19 protein-coding genes are annotated in these 24,067 nt (G+C 48.8%); 9 read left to right on the top strand and 10 right to left on the bottom strand.

Annotation, left to right across the window (positions count from 1 at the left end; genetic code table 11):
* Nucleotides 1-54 precede the first annotated feature (54 nt).
* From QZT18_RS14510 to QZT18_RS14500, 3 genes are read left to right on the top strand one after another with little or no spacing between them, the layout of a single operon-like run.
* Complete coding sequence (locus QZT18_RS14510) at nucleotides 55-1,707, top strand: amidohydrolase (protein ID WP_294148711.1); 1,653 nt, start codon at nucleotides 55-57, stop codon at nucleotides 1,705-1,707.
* A 17-nt stretch (nucleotides 1,708-1,724) separates the two neighbouring features.
* The gene (locus QZT18_RS14505; protein WP_294148710.1) at nucleotides 1,725-3,125 is read left to right on the top strand and encodes an MFS transporter; all 1,401 of its coding nucleotides are present in this window, start codon (nucleotides 1,725-1,727) and stop codon (nucleotides 3,123-3,125) included.
* A gap of 23 nt (nucleotides 3,126-3,148) precedes the next feature.
* Nucleotides 3,149-4,483: an MATE family efflux transporter gene (locus QZT18_RS14500; RefSeq protein ID WP_294148709.1), complete on the top strand. Its 1,335-nt coding sequence runs from the start codon at nucleotides 3,149-3,151 to the stop codon at nucleotides 4,481-4,483.
* Nucleotides 4,484-4,578: 95 nt separating this feature from the next.
* On the opposite strand, the gene gltS is transcribed toward QZT18_RS14500, so the two are convergent.
* Both gltS and QZT18_RS14490 read right to left on the bottom strand, forming a co-directional pair.
* Nucleotides 4,579-5,781 carry a sodium/glutamate symporter gene (gene gltS / locus QZT18_RS14495; RefSeq protein ID WP_294148708.1) on the bottom strand — a complete coding sequence of 401 codons (1,203 nt, stop codon included), beginning with the start codon at nucleotides 5,779-5,781 and terminating at the stop codon, nucleotides 4,579-4,581.
* Between the two features lie 46 nt (nucleotides 5,782-5,827).
* Nucleotides 5,828-7,072, bottom strand: a complete 1,245-nt coding sequence (locus QZT18_RS14490) for an NAD/NADP octopine/nopaline dehydrogenase family protein (protein WP_366925890.1) — start codon at nucleotides 7,070-7,072, stop codon at nucleotides 5,828-5,830.
* 134 nt (nucleotides 7,073-7,206) lie between these two features.
* On the opposite strand from QZT18_RS14490, the gene QZT18_RS14485 reads away from it, so the two are divergent.
* A complete protein-coding gene (locus QZT18_RS14485) occupies nucleotides 7,207-8,106 on the top strand; it encodes a LysR family transcriptional regulator (protein ID WP_294148707.1) in 900 nt (299 codons plus the stop codon).
* A gap of 86 nt (nucleotides 8,107-8,192) precedes the next feature.
* Here QZT18_RS14485 and QZT18_RS14480 read toward each other — a convergent pair whose 3' ends face one another.
* The 3 genes from QZT18_RS14480 to QZT18_RS14470 form a co-directional block, all read right to left on the bottom strand.
* Nucleotides 8,193-9,581 (bottom strand): sodium/glutamate symporter, encoded by a 1,389-nt coding sequence (locus tag QZT18_RS14480; protein WP_294148706.1) that lies wholly within the window; start codon nucleotides 9,579-9,581, stop codon nucleotides 8,193-8,195.
* 136 nt (nucleotides 9,582-9,717) lie between these two features.
* Entirely contained in the window at nucleotides 9,718-11,052 is a 1,335-nt protein-coding gene (locus QZT18_RS14475; protein WP_294148705.1) for an MmgE/PrpD family protein, read from the bottom strand.
* A 166-nt stretch (nucleotides 11,053-11,218) separates the two neighbouring features.
* Nucleotides 11,219-12,460: an NAD/NADP-dependent octopine/nopaline dehydrogenase family protein gene (locus QZT18_RS14470; protein ID WP_294148704.1), complete on the bottom strand. Its 1,242-nt coding sequence runs from the start codon at nucleotides 12,458-12,460 to the stop codon at nucleotides 11,219-11,221.
* Nucleotides 12,461-12,692: 232 nt separating this feature from the next.
* Between QZT18_RS14470 and QZT18_RS14465 the strand changes: the two genes are divergently transcribed.
* Nucleotides 12,693-13,580 carry a LysR family transcriptional regulator gene (locus tag QZT18_RS14465; RefSeq protein WP_294148703.1) on the top strand — a complete coding sequence of 296 codons (888 nt, stop codon included), beginning with the start codon at nucleotides 12,693-12,695 and terminating at the stop codon, nucleotides 13,578-13,580.
* Between the two features lie 153 nt (nucleotides 13,581-13,733).
* Here the strand turns inward: QZT18_RS14465 and QZT18_RS14460 are convergent, their stop codons facing one another.
* Nucleotides 13,734-14,627 carry a LysR family transcriptional regulator gene (locus QZT18_RS14460; RefSeq protein WP_294148702.1) on the bottom strand — a complete coding sequence of 298 codons (894 nt, stop codon included), beginning with the start codon at nucleotides 14,625-14,627 and terminating at the stop codon, nucleotides 13,734-13,736.
* 123 nt (nucleotides 14,628-14,750) lie between these two features.
* Between QZT18_RS14460 and QZT18_RS14455 the strand changes: the two genes are divergently transcribed.
* The 3 genes from QZT18_RS14455 to QZT18_RS14445 are packed head-to-tail and all read left to right on the top strand — an operon-like array spanning nucleotide 14,751 to nucleotide 18,064.
* Nucleotides 14,751-15,521 carry a creatininase family protein gene (locus QZT18_RS14455; RefSeq protein ID WP_294148701.1) on the top strand — a complete coding sequence of 257 codons (771 nt, stop codon included), beginning with the start codon at nucleotides 14,751-14,753 and terminating at the stop codon, nucleotides 15,519-15,521.
* Entirely contained in the window at nucleotides 15,500-16,861 is a 1,362-nt protein-coding gene (locus QZT18_RS14450) for a sodium:glutamate symporter (RefSeq protein WP_294148700.1), read from the top strand. Before QZT18_RS14455 ends, QZT18_RS14450 begins: the two co-directional genes overlap by 22 nt.
* 18 nt (nucleotides 16,862-16,879) lie before the next feature.
* A complete protein-coding gene (locus QZT18_RS14445; protein WP_294148699.1) occupies nucleotides 16,880-18,064 on the top strand; it encodes a M20 family metallopeptidase in 1,185 nt (394 codons plus the stop codon).
* A 93-nt stretch (nucleotides 18,065-18,157) separates the two neighbouring features.
* Here the strand turns inward: QZT18_RS14445 and QZT18_RS14440 are convergent, their stop codons facing one another.
* From QZT18_RS14440 to QZT18_RS14430, 3 genes are all read right to left on the bottom strand, one after another.
* Nucleotides 18,158-19,339 (bottom strand): MalY/PatB family protein, encoded by a 1,182-nt coding sequence (locus QZT18_RS14440; protein WP_294148698.1) that lies wholly within the window; start codon nucleotides 19,337-19,339, stop codon nucleotides 18,158-18,160.
* A 132-nt stretch (nucleotides 19,340-19,471) separates the two neighbouring features.
* On the bottom strand, nucleotides 19,472-20,419 hold the full coding sequence (locus QZT18_RS14435) for a LysR family transcriptional regulator (protein WP_294148697.1): 948 nt from the start codon (nucleotides 20,417-20,419) through the stop codon (nucleotides 19,472-19,474).
* A 310-nt stretch (nucleotides 20,420-20,729) separates the two neighbouring features.
* Nucleotides 20,730-21,911 (bottom strand): Gfo/Idh/MocA family protein, encoded by a 1,182-nt coding sequence (locus tag QZT18_RS14430; protein ID WP_125141341.1) that lies wholly within the window; start codon nucleotides 21,909-21,911, stop codon nucleotides 20,730-20,732.
* A 270-nt stretch (nucleotides 21,912-22,181) separates the two neighbouring features.
* Here QZT18_RS14430 and aroD point away from each other — a divergent pair, with 270 nt between their 5' ends.
* The gene (aroD, locus tag QZT18_RS14425; RefSeq protein ID WP_294148696.1) at nucleotides 22,182-22,934 is read left to right on the top strand and encodes a type I 3-dehydroquinate dehydratase; all 753 of its coding nucleotides are present in this window, start codon (nucleotides 22,182-22,184) and stop codon (nucleotides 22,932-22,934) included.
* A gap of 168 nt (nucleotides 22,935-23,102) precedes the next feature.
* Here aroD and QZT18_RS14420 read toward each other — a convergent pair whose 3' ends face one another.
* Nucleotides 23,103-23,567, bottom strand: a complete 465-nt coding sequence (locus QZT18_RS14420; RefSeq protein ID WP_294148695.1) for a VOC family protein — start codon at nucleotides 23,565-23,567, stop codon at nucleotides 23,103-23,105.
* Between the last annotated feature and the right edge of the window lie 500 nt (nucleotides 23,568-24,067).

The following is a 24,067-nucleotide window of genomic DNA, read 5'->3' as shown; positions in this document are numbered from 1 at the left end:
GACAGATAGAATATTGGTAACAGATGAACCGGGGTTTAAAGAAGGAGAATACAAATGAATGGGGCAGACTTAATTATAACAGGTAATTCAGTTTTTACGGCATTGGACGAGGTGCCTTTTAAGGGAGGAGTTGCAATAAAGGGAAACCGGATCGCCCGGGTTTTCCAGGGGGAAATTCCGGACGGGCTGGCGGATGAGCACACCGAAATCCGGGAATATGGGGACAAGCTGATTATGCCGTCCTTTATCGACGCCCATACCCACTTTTCCATGGGCGCCGCCGCATCCAGCAGCCATGTGTGCATGGAACTGGAGAATTCCTCATCACCGGAAGAATGCGTAAGAATTGCGAAGGAATTCGAACGGACTCATCCGGAGGAAAAGCGGATCATGGGAATCGGCTGGTACACCGCATGGTGGGGTGATATCCCGCTGCCTGACAAGACTTTGCTTGACGAGGCATTTCCGGATAAACCCGTCTATCTTCTGTGCGCGGATCTTCACACGGCCTGGGTGAACACGCTGGCTTTACAGGAACTGGGAATTAATGAAAACACGAAACCGGAGTACGGGGAAGTGCGTCTCGGAGAAAACGGAAAGCCGGACGGCATTCTTTTTGAAATTGACCTGATGCTCCCCATCTTTGCTAAACTGGTGGATTATCCGCTGGAGGTTCTGACCGAACTGTTCGGAGCATTTTTGAAGGAGGCCAATGAGTATGGAATTACCTGCTTAAGCGATATCACCGCGGCCAAACTGAACCAGGAATTTATCACCTATATGGATAAGCTGATTCAGATGGAGGAAAACAACACCTTTACCGCCAGACTCCATACATACACCAATCTGGGTGTTACGGGAAATTATGAAAAAGAGCTTGCGATGTATTCGAAGTACCATACGGAAAAAATCCGGTACGCCGGTTTGAAGCAGGTAATAGACGGTGTCACCTCCACCTATACCGGACTTCTTTTAGAACCTTATTCCGACCGTCCGGAGATGACGTGTGAGGCAAATTACCCGAAGGAAACCTTCTTAAAATGCACAAAGTCGGCCAACCTCCAGGGGCTCGGCGTCCGTTATCACTGTATCGGGGACAAAGCCGTGCAGTGGGCGCTGGACTGTTTCGAGGAGGCCAATCTTTATGCGGACAATGAAGGAAATAAAAAGCATCTTCCAAATGCAATCGAGCACATTGAAAATATCCATACGGACGATATCGGCAGATTTAAGGAGCTGGGCGTTATTGCATCCGTGCAGCCCTATCATGTGACCTTCGACAGCAATGAAAAGGTCAGCCGCATCGGCATGGAACGCTGCCGCTATGAATGGCCGTTCAGAAGTCTGATTGACAACGGCGCCAAGCTGGCCCTGGGAACCGACTATCCGGTGGTAGGCCTTAACCCGTTTAAGAATATTTATGCCGCCGTATCCAGGTGCGACGATGAGGGAAATCCTACATCCGTCAATCCGCAGGAGGCAATCACGCTTGCGGAGGCGCTTCAGGGTTACACCCGGTGGGCCGCCTGCGCCTACGGAAGAGAGGATGAGCTGGGCACTCTGGAAAAAGGAAAATTTGCAGATATTATTGTCATAGATCGGAATATGTTTGAAATTCCGCAGAAAGAGATACAGGAGTGCCGGGTGGAACTGACGGTATTTGACGGCGCTGTTATATTTGACAAGGAGAAAAACGGCGTTTGCTAAAAGAGGGGGAAATTACTATGGAGGAGAAAAACGGAAAGCTCAGTTTCCGCACTAAATTAAGCTACGGGGTAGCCGCCGCAGGGGACGCGGCAATCTATAATTTTGTCAGCATTTACTTTTTATTCTATCTCACAACGGTTGCAGGGATCGATCCGGCCAAAGCCGGAACCCTGTCGTCACTGTCACTCTTAATCGGGGCCGTTGCCACCATATTTGTCGGATACCTGTCCGACAACAGCTCAAACCCGCACGGCAGACGCCGCCCCTTTATCCGGATCGGCCTTCCGCTGTTTGCCGTTTCCTTTGTACTGATGCACTCTAAAATGGCAGGAGGCAGTATCCTTTATTACGGCATCTTCGCCACGCTGTTCTGGTCCGCCTATGCTATTTTCTATGTGCCTTATACCGCGCTCGGGGCCGAAATCACCGATGATTACGACGACAGGACGCGTCTTCGGACCTTCGCGGCGGTGGGGAGCTCCGCGGGCAACTACTTCGGCATGGTATTTCCGCTTCTCCTGGTAAGCCTGTTCGGAAGACTGGGAAAAACCACCGAGACGAGCTGGAGCATGACAGCCGTGATTATCGTCCTCTTTGCAGCCATTATGATTCTTACCATGCTGCGGGCAACGAGGGGGAAAGAACGTGTCACGGAACCGGCGGCCGGCGCTCAGAAACCCGGTATCTTCAAGGATTACCTGAACGCGTTTCAGATTAAACCGATGAAGTACCTGATTTTGTCCATCATATTCACCCTGGCCGCATACACGATCTACTTAAGCAGCGTCGCATTTTTCATCACCTATAACCTGAACCTGCCGGAAAGCTACTCTTCCACTATTTTTTTAGTGGCCTGCATTTTCATTGTCATTTATGCGCCGTTTATCGACAAGGTGGCGACCGCATGGGGCAAAAAGCAGTCCTTTATCCTCTGCATGGCAATCACTTCCGTGCTGATGATCGTCATGAATTTCATCGGGATCCGGAGCCACATTATGCTGCTGATTTTTGCCGCAGTCCATACTTTGGGAGCTTCCGTATACTGGCAGCTTGCTTCTGCCATCCTCTATGACCTGACGGAAGTAATTGAACTCAAATTCAACAAGAGGAGCGAGGGAACGCTTTCCTCTCTCCAGTCCATCTGCCAGCAGGTGGGCACCTCCTTCGGAATGCTCATCATGGGATGGATCCTCAAGTTCTCCGGTTTCCAGGAGGGAATGGCCGCACAGTCCGCCGGGGCCCTCTCGGGCGTGCAGTTTTTACTGACCATCGTTCCGGCCGTGGGCTATCTGATCGCTGCGGCAATGATGTTTCTGTTCCCTCTCACGAAAAAACGGTATGAACTGGTTCAGAAAGCAATTGAAGAAAAAAATCAGACCGGACAATACTCTCTCGACGGACTGGAGCAGATTGTCTGATTCGGTAAAAAGGGAGTCATTCATTGAATTTATTAAAGCAGTACCTCAAATTTGTCATTCCGTCCATTGTGTCGATGTGGGTGTTCTCCCTCTACACAATGGCCGACGGGGTGTTTGTAGCAAAAGGGGTGGGTGAGACGGCCCTGGCGGCCGTCAACCTGTCCATGCCCCTGACCAGCGTGATCTTTGCCCTGGGGCTGACCTTTGCCACCGGAACCTCGGTTCTGGTCTCCATCTGCATGGGGAAGGGCGATATAGGCCGGGCCAACGGTCTGTTCAGCCAGAACATTGTAACAATGGCGGTTCTTGGGATTGCGCTCACCGTCCTGATACGGATGAATCTGGAATCCATAGCGCTGTTTCTCGGCGCGACGCCGGACACGCTCGGTTACGTCAAGGAATATACCGGGGTTATTGCGCTGTTTGCCGTCTTTTTTATGGTTTCCTACAATCTGGAAGTGCTTGTAAAAGCAGACGGCGCTCCGCAGCTCTCCACAATAGGCGTAATGAGCTGCGCCCTGATGAATATGATTCTGGACTATGTTTTCGTCATGCACTTTCACTGGGGCGTGTGGGGAGCGGCTCTTGCCACGGGCCTCGCACAGGTGACGAGTACCTCCATCTTTCTACTGTACTTTCTGAAAAAATCACGTCACCTGCACTTTACAAAATTCCGGTTCCGGCTTTCCGTCTATAAAAAACTTCTGCCGCTGGGAATCGGGGAAGGGATTTCCGACTTGTCCAGCGGCATCGTGGTTTTTCTTTTTAACCAGGTTATTCTCTCTGCAATAGGGGAGTTTGCTCTGGTCAGTTATACGGTCATTTCCTACCTAAACACTCTCGTGCTGATGACCATGACCGGAACCAGCCAGGGAATCCAGCCGCTTTTGGGCTTTCATCACGGGCGGGGAGAAAACGGCATCTGCCGCTCTCTGCTAAAATACGGAATTTGTACCGCGCTGATCTGCGGCGTCGCCGCATTTACCGTTATTTCGGTGACTGCGCCGGGAATCGCCGGCTTCTTTATTAATGAAGACCGGGATTTGAACCTTTACAACTATACAGTCCGGGCAATGCGGATGTACTCGCCCGCCTTTCTCCTCATCGGCTTCAATGTCGTCGCGGCCGGTTTTTTCGCGGCCGTCGAACGGCCGGTCTTCGCCATGACCATCTCACTGGGCAGGGGATTAGTCCTGATTACCGTCTGCCTTGTGCTTCTTCCATGGCTTGTGGGGGAAACCGGCGTCTGGCTGGCGGCCGCTGTCTCGGAGGGCGTCTGCCTTCTGGTCACACTGTTGCTGGCGGCAAAGTACAAGAAAAAGGCCGTTCCGGGGTGCGGACTGGCGGCGGTTCCGTGAAAACATTTTTAAAAAAAGGCACAGCTCCGGGATGGGGACTGTGCTTTTTCTTGTAGAGATCTTATGGAAATCTTATAGAGATCTCATAGAAATCTCTATGCCAGAAAATTCATAAACGTAGTGAGCAGAAGCCCGTTAACCACGTCGATAATTACGGAACCCACTCCCGGGACTACGAAGAATGCCGTATCCGAGGGTCCCCACCGTTTTGTAAATGCCTGCATGTTGGAAACTCCGTTGGGCATGGCGCCAAGGCCGAAGCCGCAGCATCCCGTTACCATCACGGCGGCATCGTAATCCCTGCCCAGAATATAGTAACCGGCAAATACCATAAACAGTGCGATAAACGCCACCTGGGTCGCCAGGGTCACAATCATCGGAAGCGCCAGAGATGCCAACTGCCAGAGTTTTAAGGACATCAGCGCCATAGACACAAATATGGTAAGGCTGATATTGCCGATACAGTCAATCTCCGCAAGGGGCGTTTCAAATTTACCCGTATAAGCGCTGATATTGCGGAGCACGACTCCCATCAGCATACCGCCCACATAGGACGGGAAGGTAATGCCTACCATTTTAAGCAGGATATAAATAATTGTACCGATTCCCATTGAGATGACAATCTGATTCGTGGCATGAAACATGTTTTCGGCGCTTAACGGCGCCTCCTGCTTTGTCTCCGCCGCTACACTGCTCTGTTCCCCTTTCCGGGCCGATGCTACGGCCTCCAGACGGTGCTTTTTCACAAGGATGTTGCCCACCGGCCCTCCGATTAAACCGCCTGACACAAGCCCGAAGGTTGCGGCCGCCATGCCCACCGTCATCGCTCCGTCACAGCCGTAAAGCTCTTCAAACAGCGGTGCAAAGGAACCGGCGGTTCCGTGGCCGCCCGTCATGGCGGCGGAACCTGTACACAGTCCCAGCAGCGGGTGAAGCCCGAACAGCTTCGCATATCCGACGCCGATGATATTCTGGAATATAACGAGCAGGAAAACGATGATTGTAAATTGAATTCCCCTTTTTCCATACTTCTTCAGCACCTTCAGATCACATGTAAAGCCGACCGCGGTGAAAAATACGGTCATAAAAACATTTTGCAGCGTCGTGTCCAGTTCGAGGACACACACTCCGGAACTATACCCCGCCAGCATCAGAAGCGAAAAGATAATGCCGCCGACCACCGGATCGGGAATGCACAGCCGCTCCAGACATTTAACATATTTTTTTACAAATCTTCCTATAAAAAGGACAACTACCGCAACCGCCAGCGTTTGAATGATATCCAGTTCAATTACCATAATATTTTCCCCCTGCCCCATTTTCATCTGTGCCGATTTCTCTTAATCAGCGTTCATAAATCCCCTCGTTCAAATAATTTAAAAGCTCTGTCCTGGACATATGATCGATTCCAAGATATGCAAGATTATACCTGCTTGTCTCAAAGAAATTCTTCTTATGCATCGCACCCGCCAGAGTAATCATGGAATCAATCACCGGAGTGGACACGCCGTACTGGACTCCCAAATCATGGTAAATCTTGCAGCCGACCGGCACATCTTCCGTCAGATACCTGTGATTGATGCTGTTAGGTCCTGTATTTCCTTCGTCGGAAGGTTTATCTAACGGAAATACGACATTATCTTTCCCGTCTTTATCAAGTCCCATGTATTCCTGCGTCAGTACGCTGCGGCGGGAGAAGAAGGACTCATACGCATATTCCGGCGTCCCGACTCCAATGGCCTTTGCCAGCGCTTTCTCCTCTTCAAAAAACTGATACTGTACCTCGCAGATGGACGGACACAGTCCGTGGCAGTACATGGAATAACTGTTCTTATCATATCCCCCGAAGATGACACCCCAGTTTTCCATCGTCGATACGCCCAGAACCGTTGCCGGAACATGGATAACGGGATTGATATTGGCGAATCCGGTATCCAGTACGGTAATGCCGGCCTCCGGTCCGTTGCCGTACGTCACGGCGTCAATACAGGGCAGGTACCTGGATGATTCCATAAAAGCGTCGATATCGGACATTGGAAGAGAGGCTCCGCGCAGTGTAATCGCACGGTATTTTACGCCCACATGCGGAAAAACAAATTTGCCGACCGTCTCAATACGTGTTCCGTAGGGGGCGGAGGACCATCCGCCGATAATTACCTTCTTTGTGCAGCCCATCTCACGCATCAGGCGCCGTAGTATCAAAGTGCCGTAATTGTCGGTGAATATATGTACCACCTGGCCGTCCTCGAGAAGAGGAACGAGTTCACGGAAAAACGGCTCATGGGCAAAGGCCGGAACCGCGACCACAATCAGGCCGGCTCCCCTTACCACCTTCTCCATATCGCTGCTCACCAGATCCAGATAAGCCCTTCCCGAACGCTCAAAGCAGTACAGGTTACGCTGCACGCCGTCCAGCAGAATTCCTGTTTTGTCCAGATTCGCCAGTGTGTTTTCGGCAAACGGCATCATGTCGAAGAGACGGACCTCCCGCCCGGCCAGCTTCATATCGGCGGCACAAGTCTTGCCTACGGCTCCGCCTCCCAAAACGGCAATCGGCATATCCTTTAAATACTCCATGTCTCCCATCATCTTAAATACCCTCCTGAGTTCTAAATAGTGTATAAACTGTAATCTGTTTACACGCTAATTCTAATATGGTAGTATATATTTGTCCAACGATGGTTTTTGATGTCAATTATCAAATAATTTGATATAGGAGTCTTATGAATATACGAGTCTTACAGACCTTTATCCGGGTGGTTGAGCTGAAAAGCTTTACAAGAGCCGCCTGCGAACTGAATTATGTGCAGTCCACCGTTACCATGCAGATCCAGCAATTGGAAAAGGAACTGGGGTTTCCTCTCTTTGACCGAATCGGTAAAAAGATATCCCTGACTGCCTACGGTGAAAACTTTTATGCCTATGCCAATAATATCCTGCAGACGATAATGCAGGTCAATAATCTGGGAAAAAAGCCGGAAGAAATGAGCGGCAGCCTGCGAATCGGAATCCTGGAATCCCTGCTTTCCGCCGCTACGCTTCATATTTTTCCGCGCTTTCAAGAACGCTATAAGAATATCGAGATTCAATTAAAAATAGGGCAGTTGTCCGATCTCCGGACTCTGCTTAAACAGGGACAGCTGGATATGATTTACATTTCCGGGGAGCTTAATACGGATCCCGATCTGCACTGCGGTTATAAACGGAAGGAAAACCTGGTTTTTGTCACGGCCCCCGATCACGAACTAGCCAAAAAAACCGGCGTCACTCTGGAAGAACTGCTGACCTATCCCTTTGTCGTGACCGAACTGTCGGGCACCTGCTACGGAAAACTGAGCCGTCTGGCCTTTTCCCACGGTCTGATGCTGAAACACACGTTGATTGTGGACAGCACAGCCGCAATCGGGGAACTGATCGGCACGGGAATCGGAGCCGCCTTCCTGCCCGAGTATTCGGTGATGGAAATGCTCCAGCAGAACCGTCTGGCGAAAGTGAACGCGGATGTCCCGCCACAGACCTATTACAGCCAGGTGCTTTACTGCAGGGATAAATGGCTCCCTCCCTTTATGGAGGAGTGGATTACCCTGATCAGGGAGTTCCGCCCCGAACGCCTGGAGGTATAACAGGCAAAACGAACCGTGCATGCGCCTTTTTCTAAGCGTGCACGGTTCGTTTTACAGCCTTTTCCGGATTCGCAGTCTTCCCGGCCTTACGCCTTTATCCCAAGCGTTTCCGCTTCTCCGGGCCTTAAGTCTCCTGCTTTTCCTTTAAAGATTCCGTACTTTTTCACACAGATACCCATCAGAATCAGAAATACGATAAAGCAGGCTCCTCCTGCCAGCATTCCATAGCCTTTGACAATAATCGTCGGCAGGACGGCAATCAGGCCGATTTCAATAAAGGACATAAATACATAGGCCATGCCGTAATCTTCCAGTGTTTTGCTCTTGAACTCCGGATCCACAATTCGGAGCAGCGTAACGCCGATGGCAACAACGCCCGTGGACCATCCGAATATAAAAATCCCTCTCTCAAACCAGTAATTATGAAACAGTTTGCGTGATATTACCACAAGGTAGAATACCACGGAAGCAATTCCCACCACCGTCATAAGCAGGATCGGGTAAAGGTATTTGACCACAACGGAAATCTTAATTGAGGCAATGCCGAATGCGACCAGATAATCGGTAGCCGAGCTTCCGATACGGGTTACCACGTTCTTATCTACATATTTTGTAAGTTTTAATGCCTTCAGAATCATTTGGAGGATTACTCCGCAGATCATGGAGACCGAAAACATCGGGACGCTGAGTGACGGGAACAGGCCCTGAAGCCAGTTCGTGAGATAATAACCGGCGCAGGTGGCAATCAGAACCAGCATCAGGTGCCAGGTCAGAGGATCTAACGTCATCGGGCTGACCGTATTGCGGCCCATGGACTCCTGCTCCTTCGGCGGCATCATACCGGTTCTCATGCCTTCCGGAAGCTCCGCCATGGTCTTGATAAAGCGGGTGGCCTTTATTCTGGTGCCGATGTTAATTGCAATAACTCCGCCGATTACCCCGATCAGCAGTCCGATGGTGGCAAACGTCTGTCCGATTGGGAGTGCCTCGTCCCAGTTTAGCAGTTCCTTAAACGAACCGCCGAATGCCGCCGCCGTTCCGTGGCCTCCCATAAATCCTCCCGGCATCAGAATCGCAAATGCCTCGGGAACCTGAGGGAACAACACCATCAGAAGCCCTCCTCCAAGCAGCAGCGCAGCGGCATACTGTCCAAAGTACACGCCTGAATTCAGCAGAAACGTATCCCCCACCTCATCCATGGTCTGTTTAAAGGAGCCGCCTCCCTCATTTCCGATAAAGAGAGACGCAAACAAAAATACAACCAGGAGATAGGCATAAGAACTGATGGCGGAAGAAAACGGCAGAACATTTAAAAACTGGGGTCCGAGAAACAGGCCGAAGAATCCGGCCACAAGGGATGACGGAAGCAGAAGCTTCTGGAAAATAGTGACTTTCGCCCTTAAAAACTGGGCGACAAACAATAAAATCGACATAATGGCAAAATCCATCAATACATCATAGGGACTTAAACTCATAGCGCTTCTCCTCACATTATGAATGATATCGGCTCACCTTTTCTGTGAACCGTTTCAATATTGACACGAGGGGAATCTTTTATGGCCGTGCGGCAGTTTTTCTCCTGCCGCACAGCGTATTTCTGTTATTTACCTTCTACTGCACTCCAAGCATTTGATTGATCCCTGCAACCTGGCTGCGCAGCGGCACATCCAAATCGTTGGACAGCCGGCTGATGATTTCCGTCTGATCTTCCGGTTTCAGCATCGGTTTTGTAATCCGTATAAATTTATCCGTGATCCATTTCAGATCCACATGATCCGTATGCTCTCCGGGAGCCTCATACACCCTGGAACGGTATTCGCGTCCATCCTTCAGTTTCATACTCACCCAGGCAAGGCGTTTTGCCGGAAACTGTCTGTCTATTTCCTCATCTACGCTGAACTTCAGGCGTTTCATCATATCCAGAACTTTCGGATTGCCCAGCGCGCTTTCGTGCACCTGTTTGAAACCGACGTCGCCGAATACAAGCGCGGATGCCACCGGCCATGCGATATTATACTGGGCCTCATCCGCAGACTCCGGAATCTTCTTGCTCAGTCTCGCTGCCGAGTCAAACGTATGCACCTCCACCAGCTCTACGTCCTCACCATCAAAACCATGTTCTTCCATCAAATCCACGCAGGCCGCAATCGGCTGGTGGGCCCAGCGGCAGCACGTGTATGGTTTAAAATACAGATTCATGATTTCATAGTCTGAACCCAGGGTCTCCGTCAGGCCGCGGTATTCCGGCATTTCCAGGATATTTCCCACGCCGCTGCTCCCGGCAAGTGTTTCAAGCACGGCCGTCATTCCGACAAGTGAACCGAAAGGGACACCGTCTTTATTCATGGAAGGATATTCGACCGAACGCATCACCGGCGTCATCGGCGCGTGGAAATCCGCAATGGACAGGGCATTGTTAAGCTGCGCTCTGTCCAGTCCCAGGATTCTTCCCGCTCCGGCCGCAGTCCCGTAGGCGCCGTAAGCGCCTGTGCTGTGCAGATAACCGTAGTGGTTCTGCATGGCCTTCGCCCAGCGGATTGACGTCTCATAGGCCGTCACAAGCACCGTGAGATACTCTCTGTAAGAAATGTCCTTTTCCAGTCCGGCTGCGAGGATTCCGGCCACAAAAGAGGTTCCCGGATGGCCTTTTATCATATTATGTCCGTCGTCAATATCAAAGGAATTCGACGCGTGTGACATGGCAATCGTTGCACCCAGAAGGTTATACTTTTCCGCTGTCCCAACCGCTGCGGTCTCTCCCAATGCCCCTATCTTCTTTGCCAGACGGGTTCCGGCGGCAAACTGCCCGCCCCGGCTCCCTATAATGAGAGCCGTCATCAGATCGATTCCGCACACGACGGCCCGCTCCCTGATATTATCGGGAAATGAATCCCATTTTGTGTTTAATATATAATCCTCGACTCGATAATCAACAGTAAACTCCATAAAAATTCCTCTCAATATGCTGCCGTCCACGGCTTATTCCTGATAACCTCCTGCGTGTAACACCCCTGTAACCGCAGGGCCAAGGGCCATGGACAGCGGCCGTTTTTCCGTATCTCTTCCCGGTACGTCATTGCATAAAATTCCGACTCTGTACTGCAATGCCGTCCTAGCGGCTGTAAACGCCCTGGTTGAGATATGCCAGCAGCTCTTCCTTCGGCATATTGTCAATGCCCAGGTAAGCCAGATTATATTTGCTTGTTGCAAAGAAACTCTTCTTGTGCATTGCGCCTGCCAGAACAATCATGGAATCGATGACCGGGGTAGGAACTCCGTACTGAACGCCTAAATCATGGTAAATCTTACAGCCCACCGGCACATCCTCCGTCAGATAGCGGTGATTGATGTTGTTAGGGCCTGTGTTGCCCTCATCGGACGGCTGATCAAGCGGGAATACCACATTATCCTTGCCGTCTTTGTCAAGTCCCATATATTCCTGGGTCAGCACGCTGCGGCGTGAGAAGAAGGAGTCATATGCGTAAGTAGGCGTTCCTACGCCGATTTCCTTTGCCAGCGCTTTCTCTTCCTCAAAGAACTGGTACTGGACTTCACAGATGGACGGGCAGAGGCCATGGCAGTACATGGAATATTTGGTCTTATCATACCCGCCGAATATCACGCCCCAGTTCTCCATCGTCGATACGCCGAGAACCGTTGCCGGTACGTGGATAACCGGGTTGATATTGGAGAATCCGATATCAAGCACCGTATTTCCGGCCTCCGGGCCGTTGCCCTGCGTAACGGCATCGATACATGGAAGGTATTTGGATGACTCCATAAAATCATCGATGTCCGACATCGGGAGAGCTGCCCCGCGCAGTGTGATTGCACGGTATTTTACGCCGACATGGGGAAATACGAATTTTCCAATGGATTCAATACGCGTGCCGTAAGGCGCCGAAGACCAGCCTCCGATAATAACCTTCTTCGTACAGCCCATCTCACGCATCATTCTGCGGAGGATTAATGAGGCATAGTTATCCGTAAAGATATGTATCACCTGCCCGTCCTCCAGATGAGGAATCAGCTCGCGGAAAAACGGTTCATGTGCAAATGCCGGAGCCGCAACAACTATGAGTCCCGCGCCTTTTACCACTTCTCCCATGTCACTGCTTACCATGTCCAGAAAAGCTCTTCCGGAACGCTCGAAGCAGTACAGGTTTCTCTGCACGCCGTCCAGGAGAATTCCCGTCTTATCCAGGTTTGCCAGAGTATTCTCCGCAAACGGCATCATGTCGTAAAGTCTTACCTCGCGTCCGGCCAGCTTCATATCGGCCGCACATGTTTTACCTACCGCACCCCCGCCGAGAACGGCGATTGGCATATCTTTTAAATATTCCATTCTTCCCATAATCCAATCCTTCTTTCACCGTGTTGTTAAAACTACAATTGAATAAACTGTCTGCTCCTGTTATAATCCGCAGTGAATATGATATAATTGGAGCAGCCGATGGTTACCGTCTCAGCGCTGAATTTGTAAACATCTTTGATGATTCTGATTATAGTACGGGTATATCATTTTGTAAAACGAACGGTTTAGAATATATCGTTCGATATTTTCGAATTATAGGGGGGGATCCAATATGGAATTAAGAAATATCTCGACTTTTATCCGGGCTGCCGCCCTGGGGAATTTTGCTCGGACCGCAGAGGAACTGGGGTATGCACCCTCCACAGTAACCACTCAGATCCGGCAGCTTGAGGAGGAACTAGGGTTTCCTCTCTTTGACCGCATCGGGAAACGCGTTTCCCTGACCTCCCTGGGACAGCAGTTTCTGGCCTATGCAAATGAGATGGACAGCCTGTCGGAAAAATCAAAGTTACTGGGTGTAGAGCCGCATAACATCAGGGGAAACCTGCGCATCGGAACCCTGGAATCCCTCTTTTCCGCCGTACTTCTTCCCCTGCTGCCCAAATATTCCGGTGAATTCCCCAACGTTACCCTGGATTTCAAGACGGCGCCGTCCCAGGAGCTTTTTGCCATGCTGAAGAGAAATGAACTGGATATTATCTTTGTGCTGGATCGCAAAATCGTGGAGCGCGACTGTATCAGGGCCTATGCCAATCTGGAAAACCTGGTGTTCGTCTGCACCGCCGGGCATCCGCTGGCCGGACGGCAGAATGTTCCTTTGAGCGCGGTTCTGGAACAGCCCCTGATACTGACCGAAAAGATCGGCCTTTACAGGCACGCCCTGGAGGAACTGGCGGCATCGCAAAATCTGCTGGTGCAGCCCTATATGGCCATCGACAACACCGGTTTTATCATAACCCTGGTAAAACAGGGCCTTGGGATTTCCTATCTCCCCGAATATGCGGTCCGCTCTTTCGTTGATTCGGGAAAGCTCGCGGTCATTCAGGCCGACGTTCCGCCCGTACGGTTTTTAAGCCAGCTCTTTTACTACAAGAATAAATGGATTTCACCTCAGCTTCAGGGACTGATCTCCCTGATCGCCTCCCAGGCCGACGGATGATGCACGGATTTTCTATTGCAGCTCAAAAAAAGAGAAGCCTCCATACCGGGTATGAACCGGAGCGAAGCTTCTCTTTTTTCTAACGTGGGCCGGACCTCATCAAAGCGCAAACAAACAGTTACTGGAAATCAATCCCGCGGTCTTCTTCAGTGCCTACTTTTTATCTGAAATCGAGACCGCAGCAGCCATATACTCCTCAGCAAAAACATAGGCATCGTTCTTTTCCGGCTGTCTGCGTAGCACCAGATAAAACGTCTTAGGGCAATAGGATTCTTTGACCATCTTTTTTCGGATTCCGGCAAACGCTCCGGTATTAACAAAGGATGGAATTATGCTGATCCCCAGTCCCGAATTCACCATCAGCATCTTGGATGCAAATGAATTTACATAAATGATATTTTTAAAATTACCCAATAGTCTGTAACCTTCTAAAAGCTCCTGTGCCGGTTCCTCAGACATCGTAACAATCGTTTTTCCTTCCAGCTCTTCACGGCCAAGCACCGGAATATCGGATATCGGGTCGCGTTCACTTACCGCCAACATCCAGGGAGCATCGTTAATCAGGCGGACATCGGCTTTAGAAAGGTTAAATTTATTGAAATACTTATCCTCAGTAAGAATGACATCTACAAGCCCCTCTTCAAAACGTTCCATTAATTCCAGATAGGAATACTGGTAACACCCCAGTGCAATCTCCGGGTGTCTCTTCATAAAGCCCGGAAGAAATCCGGACAAAAGATCCTGTTCATACAAACCGATTCCAATATTTAACGAACGTTTAAATCCATTCTGGATATTTTGAGCCCGGGTTACTGCGGCATAGTAGGATTCCATATATTTTGACGTATCATAATAAAACTCTTTCCCCGCCTCTGTCAGTGTAACCTGATGGCTGTCCCGTTCAAACAGCCGAATTCCCAGTTCATTTTCAAGAACAGAAATTTTGCGGCTGAGTGATGACTGGGTCAGATGCTCTTTTTCAGCGGTTTTTGTAAAATTCAAATACTGTGCAAGGCTTAAAAAACATTGCAGTGAATTAATATCCATAAATAATCCCTCAATGATAGCATTCGTTTTATGCATTACGCCATGTTTTTGTTGCATTTCCCATTCTGATTTGGCTATGTTATCATTACCTCAACAATAAATCTTCGAAAGGGATATATATATATGACAAATTATATCAAAAAACTAACCGGAAAACAATATTGTGCCAGGATTGAAAAAAATCCTACGGTAATCATTACAACCGGCGCCTGTGAAATTTACGGACCGCAGCTTCCCATGGGCAGTGACCTTTTAGCCGTGCAGGCCTGCGCCGAACGCGTCGCCGATCAAATTGGCGCTGTTATCGCTCCTACCGTTGAGTGTGGAGAGTCAGCCGCTCTAAGCGCCTTCTCCTGCACTTTTGCAATGCCGCGCAAAATCCTGGAAGATTACATGGACTGGCTTGTAAAAAAATTAATTTCCGACGGTATGAAAAACTTCATCTTTCTCACAGGCCATGCCGGCAATGCCGATACCGCCAGTTATGTCATCAAGAAGAATATCGCTCATCTTGAGGGATTAAAAGCATTTCAGATAGACTGGTGGAGATTTACACAGGCGCACTGCGAAGGTATTTTTGATTACTCCGGCCCGATGTGCCACGGCCATGCCAGCGAATGCGGAACATCCGTATTTATGTATTTATATCCGGAATTAGTAGACATGAATGAATTATCCCGTGTAGAACCGACAGGTATGAGCGAAGACCGCGATATCTTACAGTACGGTAAATTCACAGACCGGACACCAAATGGAACTATTGGAGATTCCACAACCGCTACCGCTGCAAAGGGGGAAGAAATCTTCACACGCTGCGTAAACCGAATCGTAGAATATTATAAAAAACAATGCTTTAATCAGGAGGAGTTACCATGTCAGAAGTATTTACGCTAACCGATTTCTTACTGGATATCAGCAAAGTCAGCTTTCTCTGTATGCTGGCCTTCCTGATACGTCCGCATTTAAAGTTTGCACATAAGTATTACATCAATATTGGACTAATTGCAGGTGTCATCGGTCTTCTTATTGGGCCGCAGGTTCTCGGGAAATTTTCTCCCATATGTCTGACGTTTTCTACCGGTTTCGGACAGTGGTCCAATTTTCTTCTGGTTATCATTTTCGCCAGCACCTTCCTCGGATCAACAAATGCCGGAAGCTTTGGACGTGACATTCTGTGTACCACCTGCCTGACCGGATCTGTTTTTATGATGCAGGTTATCGTCGGAATCCTGATTGCCCTGGGACTCGCCACATTTATGACAGATCTTCCAATCGCCTCCGGTCTGCTTCCGGTTGCCGGTTTCTACGGCGGACCATCCTCCGCTGCAATCATGGGAGGCGTATTTGAAACTGAAGGCTGGGCAGACGCTACAGCGATCGCCCTGGTGTATGCCACTATTGGTATGTATATTGCACTCATCTGCGGAATGTGGTTTGTCAACTGGGGAATCAAAAGAGGATATTCCATCCGAAAAGCCCATAATGAAGGCGAACGTGCGGCAAGTGAAATTACAGGTCTTCTGGCCCCGGAGGAGAGACGGCCAATCGCCAAAGCTGTCACAAATCCCGGCGTTATGAGTCCGCTGGCTTTCCAGGTTATGGCTATTGGTCTTGTGATTGGAATCTCCGATCTATTCCATGAATTTATGATTGCGGTATTCCCATTCTGGTCTAAAATTCCGCTTCACACAACCTGCCTTGTCGTAGGCGCTGTAATCGGCATTGGACTTTCCAAAACAAAATACAACGAAAATATTGACCGTGGAACCATACGTATGATCTCCGGCCTTTGCAGAGATTTTATTGTCGTACAGTCTATTGTCAGATTACGCCTCAGTGTTTTTGCAGATTTCCTTATTCCGATCCTCCTTTCTACGGTTGTTGTATGCGCTCTTACTGCATTCCTTACCATTTTTCTTGCAAAGAAATGGTATAAAGAAAACTGGTTTGAATTTGCCGCCGGTATCTTCGGTCAGTGTACAGGTTCCCTGACTACAGGGCTTATCCTGATCAATATCATGGATCCGGAAGGCGACACACTGGCAACTGAGGGTGTTTCCGGCTCCAGCACCATCGGCTCCTTCTGGCAGCAGCCCTACAACACCATCGGAGTTATCGCTGTCATGTCGGCGCCATTCCTGGTACTTGGCATAACATCCGTTATTTTTATTGTCCTTATTGTGGCCGGTTTCATTCTCTTCGGACGTACCGCCCCCAAAAAAGAAACAGCATAAAAAGGAGCAGACAAAACTATGGAAAATCAAATTGAGCAGCTTTCCTCCCTGCATCGGGAGGAAATGCTAGAACTTCGCAGGTATATCCATAAACATCCCGAATTATCTATGGAGGAGAAAAACACCACCGCACTCATTCGGAAAAAATGTCTTGAATATGGACTAACAGAAGCTGATATATCGCTTGCATCCGGCGCTGTTTTCATTCTGAATCCGGAAAAAGCAGAAAAAAGTATCATGTTCCGCGCTGATATTGACGCACTGCCGGTGGCAGAAAATACAGGACTTCCTTTTTCTTCCGAGGTCGAGGGAGTCTGTCATAGCTGCGGTCACGATATTCACACAACCGCGCTGCTGTTCTGCGCAAGAATTTTAAGTGAGATCCGTGGCAGGCTGGATGGAAGAGTCATTTTCATCTTCCAGCCTGCCGAAGAAATCGGCAGAGGTTCAAAGGAGATTATCGAATCGGGTCTCTTTGAAAAATATCCCTCTCAGATGATTGTCGGCATTCATACCTGGCCGGAGGTTCCGGGTGGAAACATCGGAATCCGTAAAGGCCCGCTTATGGCCTCCGCCGACCGTATACGCATCACGGTCAACGGAAAAGGCGGACATGGAGCCCATCCCCATAAAAGTGTAGATCCCGTTCTCACTGCCGCCTATATTCTGACCCAGCTTCAGTCAATCGTATCGAGAAATGTACCCCCGCTGGAATCTGCAGTTATTACTATCGGTAAATTCAACGGCGGCCCTGCGCCCAATGTCATTCCTGATGAAGCATCTATGGAAGGCACGGTACGGACTTTCCTTCCGGAAATCCGTGATATGATCGAAAAACGAATTACCGATACCGCCACTCATATCGCCGCATCTATGGGTGCCTCCTGTACGGTTGATTACCAGAGAGGCGGACAGCCCGTTATCTGCGACGATCACGTATTCTCCATGATTGAACAGGCAGGTATTGATGAGTTAGGCGCCGGTAACGTCACTTATCTGGAAACGCCATCCATGGGATCCGAAGATTTTGCCCGATATCTGGATCTGATTCCAGGTGCTATGTTCCGGCTGGGAACAGCCAACGAACTGCCGCAGACCCGGTTTCCACTGCACAACGGCTCTACAATCTTTGATGAACGTGCAATTACGGTCGGTGGGCGAGTTTTAAGCAGAATTGCTTTCAATTATCTCCAGCGCTTATAAATCAGAAGTATATTGCTGTCCGGCCTTTGTTTGTCCCGAGTGCAAAGGCGGCGGCTCCATAGATTTTATATCCGTGGAACCGCCGCCATTTTATTATGCCTCTCCTTCTAATACAAACCGCATTCTTTTTAAACATTCCTGTACTACGGAACGCGGACACGCCAGATTCAGCCGCTCAAATCCTTCTCCGGCTTTTCCGAATACATAGCCTTCATCAAGAGCAAGTTTTGCCTTATTCTGCATCACATCCTCCAGAGCTTTTCCATCTGCAATGTAACCGCGCAGGTCTACCCAGAGAAGGTAAGTTCCTTCCGGACGTCTTACTTTGGCCCTTGGAAGGTGCTTCTGAATATATTCACATGCATAATCAATGTTTCCATCAATATATTCCAGCACCTGAGACAGCCATTCCTCTCCCTCTGTATAGGCAGAGATTGTGGACGACACAACAAACGCATTGGGTTTCCAGAGACCGACACGTAAATAAAGATAACTGCTGAATTTCTTCTGAAGTTCTTCATTGTATATTACAATATTGGATGCATGAATTCCTGCAAGGTTGAACGTTTTACTCGGTGCGGTACATACGATAATATGCTCTGAATAATCCGGGCAGGCCTTTGCAAGCGGAGTATGGACAACCCCTTTTCTCACAATATCACTGTGGATTTCATCGCAGACAATCCAAGTTCCATACTTCTTTGCGATTTCTGTTACCCTCCTCAGTTCTTCCACCGTCCATACGCGCCCTACCGGGTTATGAGGGCTGCAGACTACCAGAATACGGTTATTTGGATTTGCAAGCGTTTTATCCAGATTCTCATAGTCCATCTCATAATCACAGTTCGTATTCTTTAACGGAACATCTACCACAATTCTGTTATTTAACTCAACGGTGCTTGCAAAGGGATTGTACACCGGATTCTGAATGACAATTCCGTTTCCCTCTTCCGTCAGAACATTGACAAGTGCGCTGAATGCCGGCATAACACCTGGACTGTAAAAAATATTCTTCCCGTCAACCGTCCATCCAAAACGCTTATTGTACCATCCAGCCACTGCTTCTTTGTATTCCGGCACATCATTGCTGCTGTACCCGAATATTTTCCGGTCTACCCGGCCGTGAAGAGCCCTGATAACCGGTTCTGCGCACGGAAAGTCCATATCGGCAATCCACATTGGAACCGTATCCATGGACGCTCCTGCAGGGCGAAAGTCAAACTTTACCGACTGTGTGCCGCTGCGGTCTATGATTTCATCAAAATTATACTTCATAATCTCTCCTGTTCTTCTTCCTGATTTTTAATTCTTTAACCTGATTATAACGGTTGTTTTCTTCCTTTTCCAACAGCTTTCTCTTGTCTACTCACAAGAAACGGCTGTAAAAAAGAGCGAATTACCGTTTACTTACAGTACTTCGCCCTTTCTTTCGGAAAACAATTCCGTTGCCATTGCAATCAGCTCCCTGGATGCCCTGGATAAATATTTATTTTTTAAATAACTGACCGCCAGATAATTATTGGCTTCCGGATAATCCAGATAAAAACAAACCAACTGTTTTCTGCTCTTTCTATCCATCCTTGGTTCCTGAAGATACACCTCCGGACACATCGTCACGCCCAACCCCGCCATGCTTAAAGAAACCTTAGCCTGGATATTACTGAGTTCCATCACTACAGGAAGTTCTAATTCTCTCTCCTGGAAGTACCTCTCTTCCAAATCTCCTCCTGTAGTTCCGCCGGACATCCTGATAAATGGACATTTTTTAAACTTACTCAACGGCTGTGTATCGCTTTTTAATAACTCCCTCTGTTCTTCAGCAGAAAAATATTCCGTGAAAATTGTTTTAGGCACAACAATCATCCAACTGTCACGAAACAACTGTTTCCGCTTTACCAGTTCTTCATCCTGAATTCCATGATCGAAAAGCAGGTCTATCTTTCCCTTGTACAGCATGTCTTTCAGTGTACTCATTTTCTGTTCTACAACTTGAACATGAACACCCGGGAATTTTTTATAATATGCGGGAAGCAGCGCCGGCAGGATTAAATCTTCTGTATAATTCGGAATTCCGATTATCAGGCCACTCTGCCTAAAATCTCTGATATCCTGTATTACCTTGCCGGCCTCCTCCCCTTGGTTTAAAATTTTTTCTGCATAAGGGAGAAGTGCCTTTCCGGTTTCCGTTAGAGTCAGCGGAGGCTGCCTGTCAAACAGCTTTGTCTCATAATATGTCTCCAGCTTCGCAATATGGCTGCTCAGCGCCTGCTGGCTCATATAGAGCCGGACGGCTGCCCTCGTAAAACTCATTTCCTCTGCCGCAGCCAGAAAACACTGTAAATCTACAAAATTCAATTATCATTCCCCCAATTCTATTCGATTTCCGTTTTTGCAGGCATTATTCCAATCTGAACAGCCGCAATAAAGCCGGCCGCGCAAAATACCGTCAAAATAATAAAAACCTTCCTGTTGATTATTATAGACAATCCGGCCCTGTAACTCAATCACTATTTATCCCTTCCGTTTCATGACACGATTTTCACATTTCCGGCCGCAGCGCCCGGAGGTGTTATCAAAAAAAGAGAAGCCCACACACCGGGTATGAACCGGAGCGAAGCTTCTCTCTTTTGATGAGGGCTGGACCTCATCTCAACGTAAACAAATATTAGAAATCAATCCTGCGTCCTTCTTCAGCGGACTGATAAGCGGCATAAACAACTTTCATCGTCTCATAAGCCAGTGCAAAATCGGAGGATGGAGCCCTGTCATAGGCAATGGTCTCCACGAAATCCTGCAGCTCTCCCATGTAGCCGCGGATAATCTCGTCGGATACAAAGGCCTTGTTCCATCCGAGTTTTGCCGGGAGCATCTCGGAGATGGTTACATCCTCCAGACCGTCCTCATCCAGGAAATAGGTGTTCAGGATGTCGGTAGGAGTGATGTTGCACATTAGGGCATTGTCATTGCTGTATACTTCTATGTAATTCTTGGTGCCGCCGAGCACGGTATCGCTGGCGATTGTCATGCACTTTGTTCCGTCGGAAAATGTTACGGTTACGGTGCCGAAATCCTCAACGTCCTCGGGACGTGCGGAAATGTGGCGGTGTTCGTCTTCCGTCAGGCATGCGGTAGCAACGCCGCAGTCCGCCGTTACGCTCTTAACGGTAATCTTCTCGCCGCGCGCCTCGGCCTCCTGCTGTTTTAACCACAGCATACCGGACAGCGGATGGCAGCCCGTACGGATTAATGTGCCGCCGCCTGTTCCGTTCCATTTGCCGGCAAGTGGGGAACTGGAACCTTTCAGGCTCTCCTCACCCTTCATGAAAAGCACTTTGCTCTTCTTGGCGCGCAGAATCTCTGCCGCTTTCTGTACCGGAGTTGCATATACGAAGTTCTCCGCATAGAGAAACTTTTTACCGCATTCGTCCACGACCTTCTTAAGCTCGTCCATCGTGTTCATAACTTCCTCAAACATCTTGGACTTTGGTGTGCTCTTGCCCACGTTCTCTTCACCGCGCTGTCCAAAATATCCGGTCAGAGGTTTTTCACAGATGACGTGCTTTCCGGCCTTTAAAGCCTGGATAGCCATGGAGCAGTGAAGGAATGGAGGCGTCACGATATCGATCACATCGATCTCGGGATCCTTTAACATCTCCTCGTAGCTGGTGACTGCCTGCTCGTAGCCGTAGCGCTCTTTCACCTTTTCAGCCAGTTCCAGTTTCACGTCGCAGATGGTTTTCAGACGTACCGGGACGCCGCTTACTTTCTCATATCCGTTGCCGTGCAGGTACGCAGCGTAACCTGCCCCTATTGTTCCGATTACAACCGGCTTTACATTCTTTGTCATCTTTACCTCTCCTTTTTGGCATAATTGCCTTAAATTCGTCGCCCCATCAGGCTTTTTCTTATAGAAATATCATACCGAATAATGAGTAAAATATCCAATTGAACGTTTTCACCAACCTATCTGTTTTATTCATAGATCAGTTTCCACTTTAACGCATTAATTTTTAATAGTTTAACGCAAAAAACTCTTGACTTAAATCGGTTCTGCATTTATACTGTAACCAACATTTAACAGAACCCTTTGTTTTAATTTATTTAGGAGAAAATTGCCATGTCAGAAACCGTAAAAATCAGAAATGTCGTATTCGGAGAAGGAATCCCGAAAATCTGTATCCCGCTTACGGATACAAACTTTGAAGAACTGAAAGAATCCGTTGAAAAAATGAAAAGCGCTCCCTTTGACCTTGTTGAATGGCGTGCCGATTTTTATAAAGATATTGAAGATTATGAATTCCGATTTAAGGCCATGACATATCTCCGCGAACAGTTAGGCGACGCTCCAATCCTCTTTACCATTAGAACGAGTGTGGAAGGAGGCAAGCTGGAGATTTCCACCGAGGACTACATAAGCGTTCTCACTTCCGCGAGCCGCAGCGGCCTTGTGGATCTGATCGACGTGGAACTGTCCAGAGGCGACGATACGATGGCCGTCATCCGGGATGCCGCCCATGAATCCGGGGCAAAGATTGTAGGCTCCCTTCATGACTTCTCTTCCACGCCTTCCAAAGACAGGATTGTACACCATCTCTGCCAGATGCAGCAGCTTGGCGCAGACATTGTTAAATTTGCAGTTACGCCGCAGAGCGCAAGGGATGTCCTGACTCTGCTCGACGCCACCCTGACCATGCACGAGGAGCACAAAGAGACTCCGGTTGTCACCATGTCCATGGGCGGACAGGGCGCGGTAAGCCGTGTATGCGGCAGCGTCTTCGGCTCCTGCATCACCTTCGGAACCGCAGGTAAATCATCGGCTCCGGGACAGCTTCCGGCCGACCTTCTCTCCACCTTTATCCACCATATGTAGGCGGGATTCAGAACGGGTTCCCGGTCAGCAGCCAAAGTCGGGAATAAAGTATGTATAAGGAAAAACCGGAAATTTTATATGAATCATTTCGATTAATTAATTACCAATAGAAAAAAACAGAGCGCTCCGTTACCGGCATCCGGTAAGGCAAAGCGCTCTGTTTTTTATTTATGCTTTAAGAAGCTTTGTCAAGTCTTCAACCGAAGCGTCCATTCTCACCGACACCTCCTCCATCGTCATGCCGGAATCCAGAAAACGGTTAATTACCATTTTCATATCCTCGCCCACTTCAATTATATGGCTGTCCAAATCATAGAATCTGACGACGCGCTGGCCCCAGCCGTGCTCAATCACATCTCCCAGATATTCAATGTCGGGATACGCTTTGAGTTTCTCCATAAAGCCGTCAAAGTCCGTTTCTTCAAAGCAGATTTCCATATTATTGGAATTCTTCATCACTTTCTCTTTCGGCAGATTCACAAGCCAGTCAAAATCCTGCTGAAGGGCTAAACCGCAGGTAAACGAAATATTGATGCCGTAATCCTGATAAACCTCCAGTCCGAATAAATCTTCGTAAAACTTCCTCGCGGCGTTGACATCCGCCACCGATATGACGATACAGGTATGTTTCATGTGAATTTTCCTTTCAGAATCCGCTCTTTTGCAGGGCGTCCCGGCGGTGCGGCGCGGATTGTTCTGTTTTTGTTAAAGTATATTGCAGTTTCCGGTATCTGTCAATTATGGCGGTCATTGCGGCGGAGCACAGTTACTGTTCACAGCGCAATGCGGTGTGAACAGTAACGGGCACGGTATCTTCCCGCCGGAGTGCCGTTAACAACGAAAACAGGCTGCAGAGCTGTCCGCTGCTCTGCAACCTGTCTTTGTTGTTAACGGCCTGAAACACGTGAGGGGGTGCTTCAGTCCCGTACGCCCTGCCCTTTCCAGGTGGGAAGGCGTTTTTATTCATTCACGATCTGAGTCTTAATGCTTTACTATCACTTTTCACTATCAATCTTATTTTACTGCAGACTCCTGCTTTCCAGGCTCTTATTCTTCGTCCATACCCGGTTTGAAGAAGTCACCGAACAGTTCTTCGTTGGACGGCATATCTTCCGGAAGAGGACGTGCTACCC

Origin of the sequence: uncultured Clostridium sp., from assembly GCF_900547735.1 — a bacterium.
In the GTDB taxonomy this organism is placed as follows: Bacteria; Bacillota; Clostridia; order Lachnospirales; family Lachnospiraceae; genus Otoolea.
This window is presented reverse-complemented; position numbering and strand designations above follow the sequence as displayed.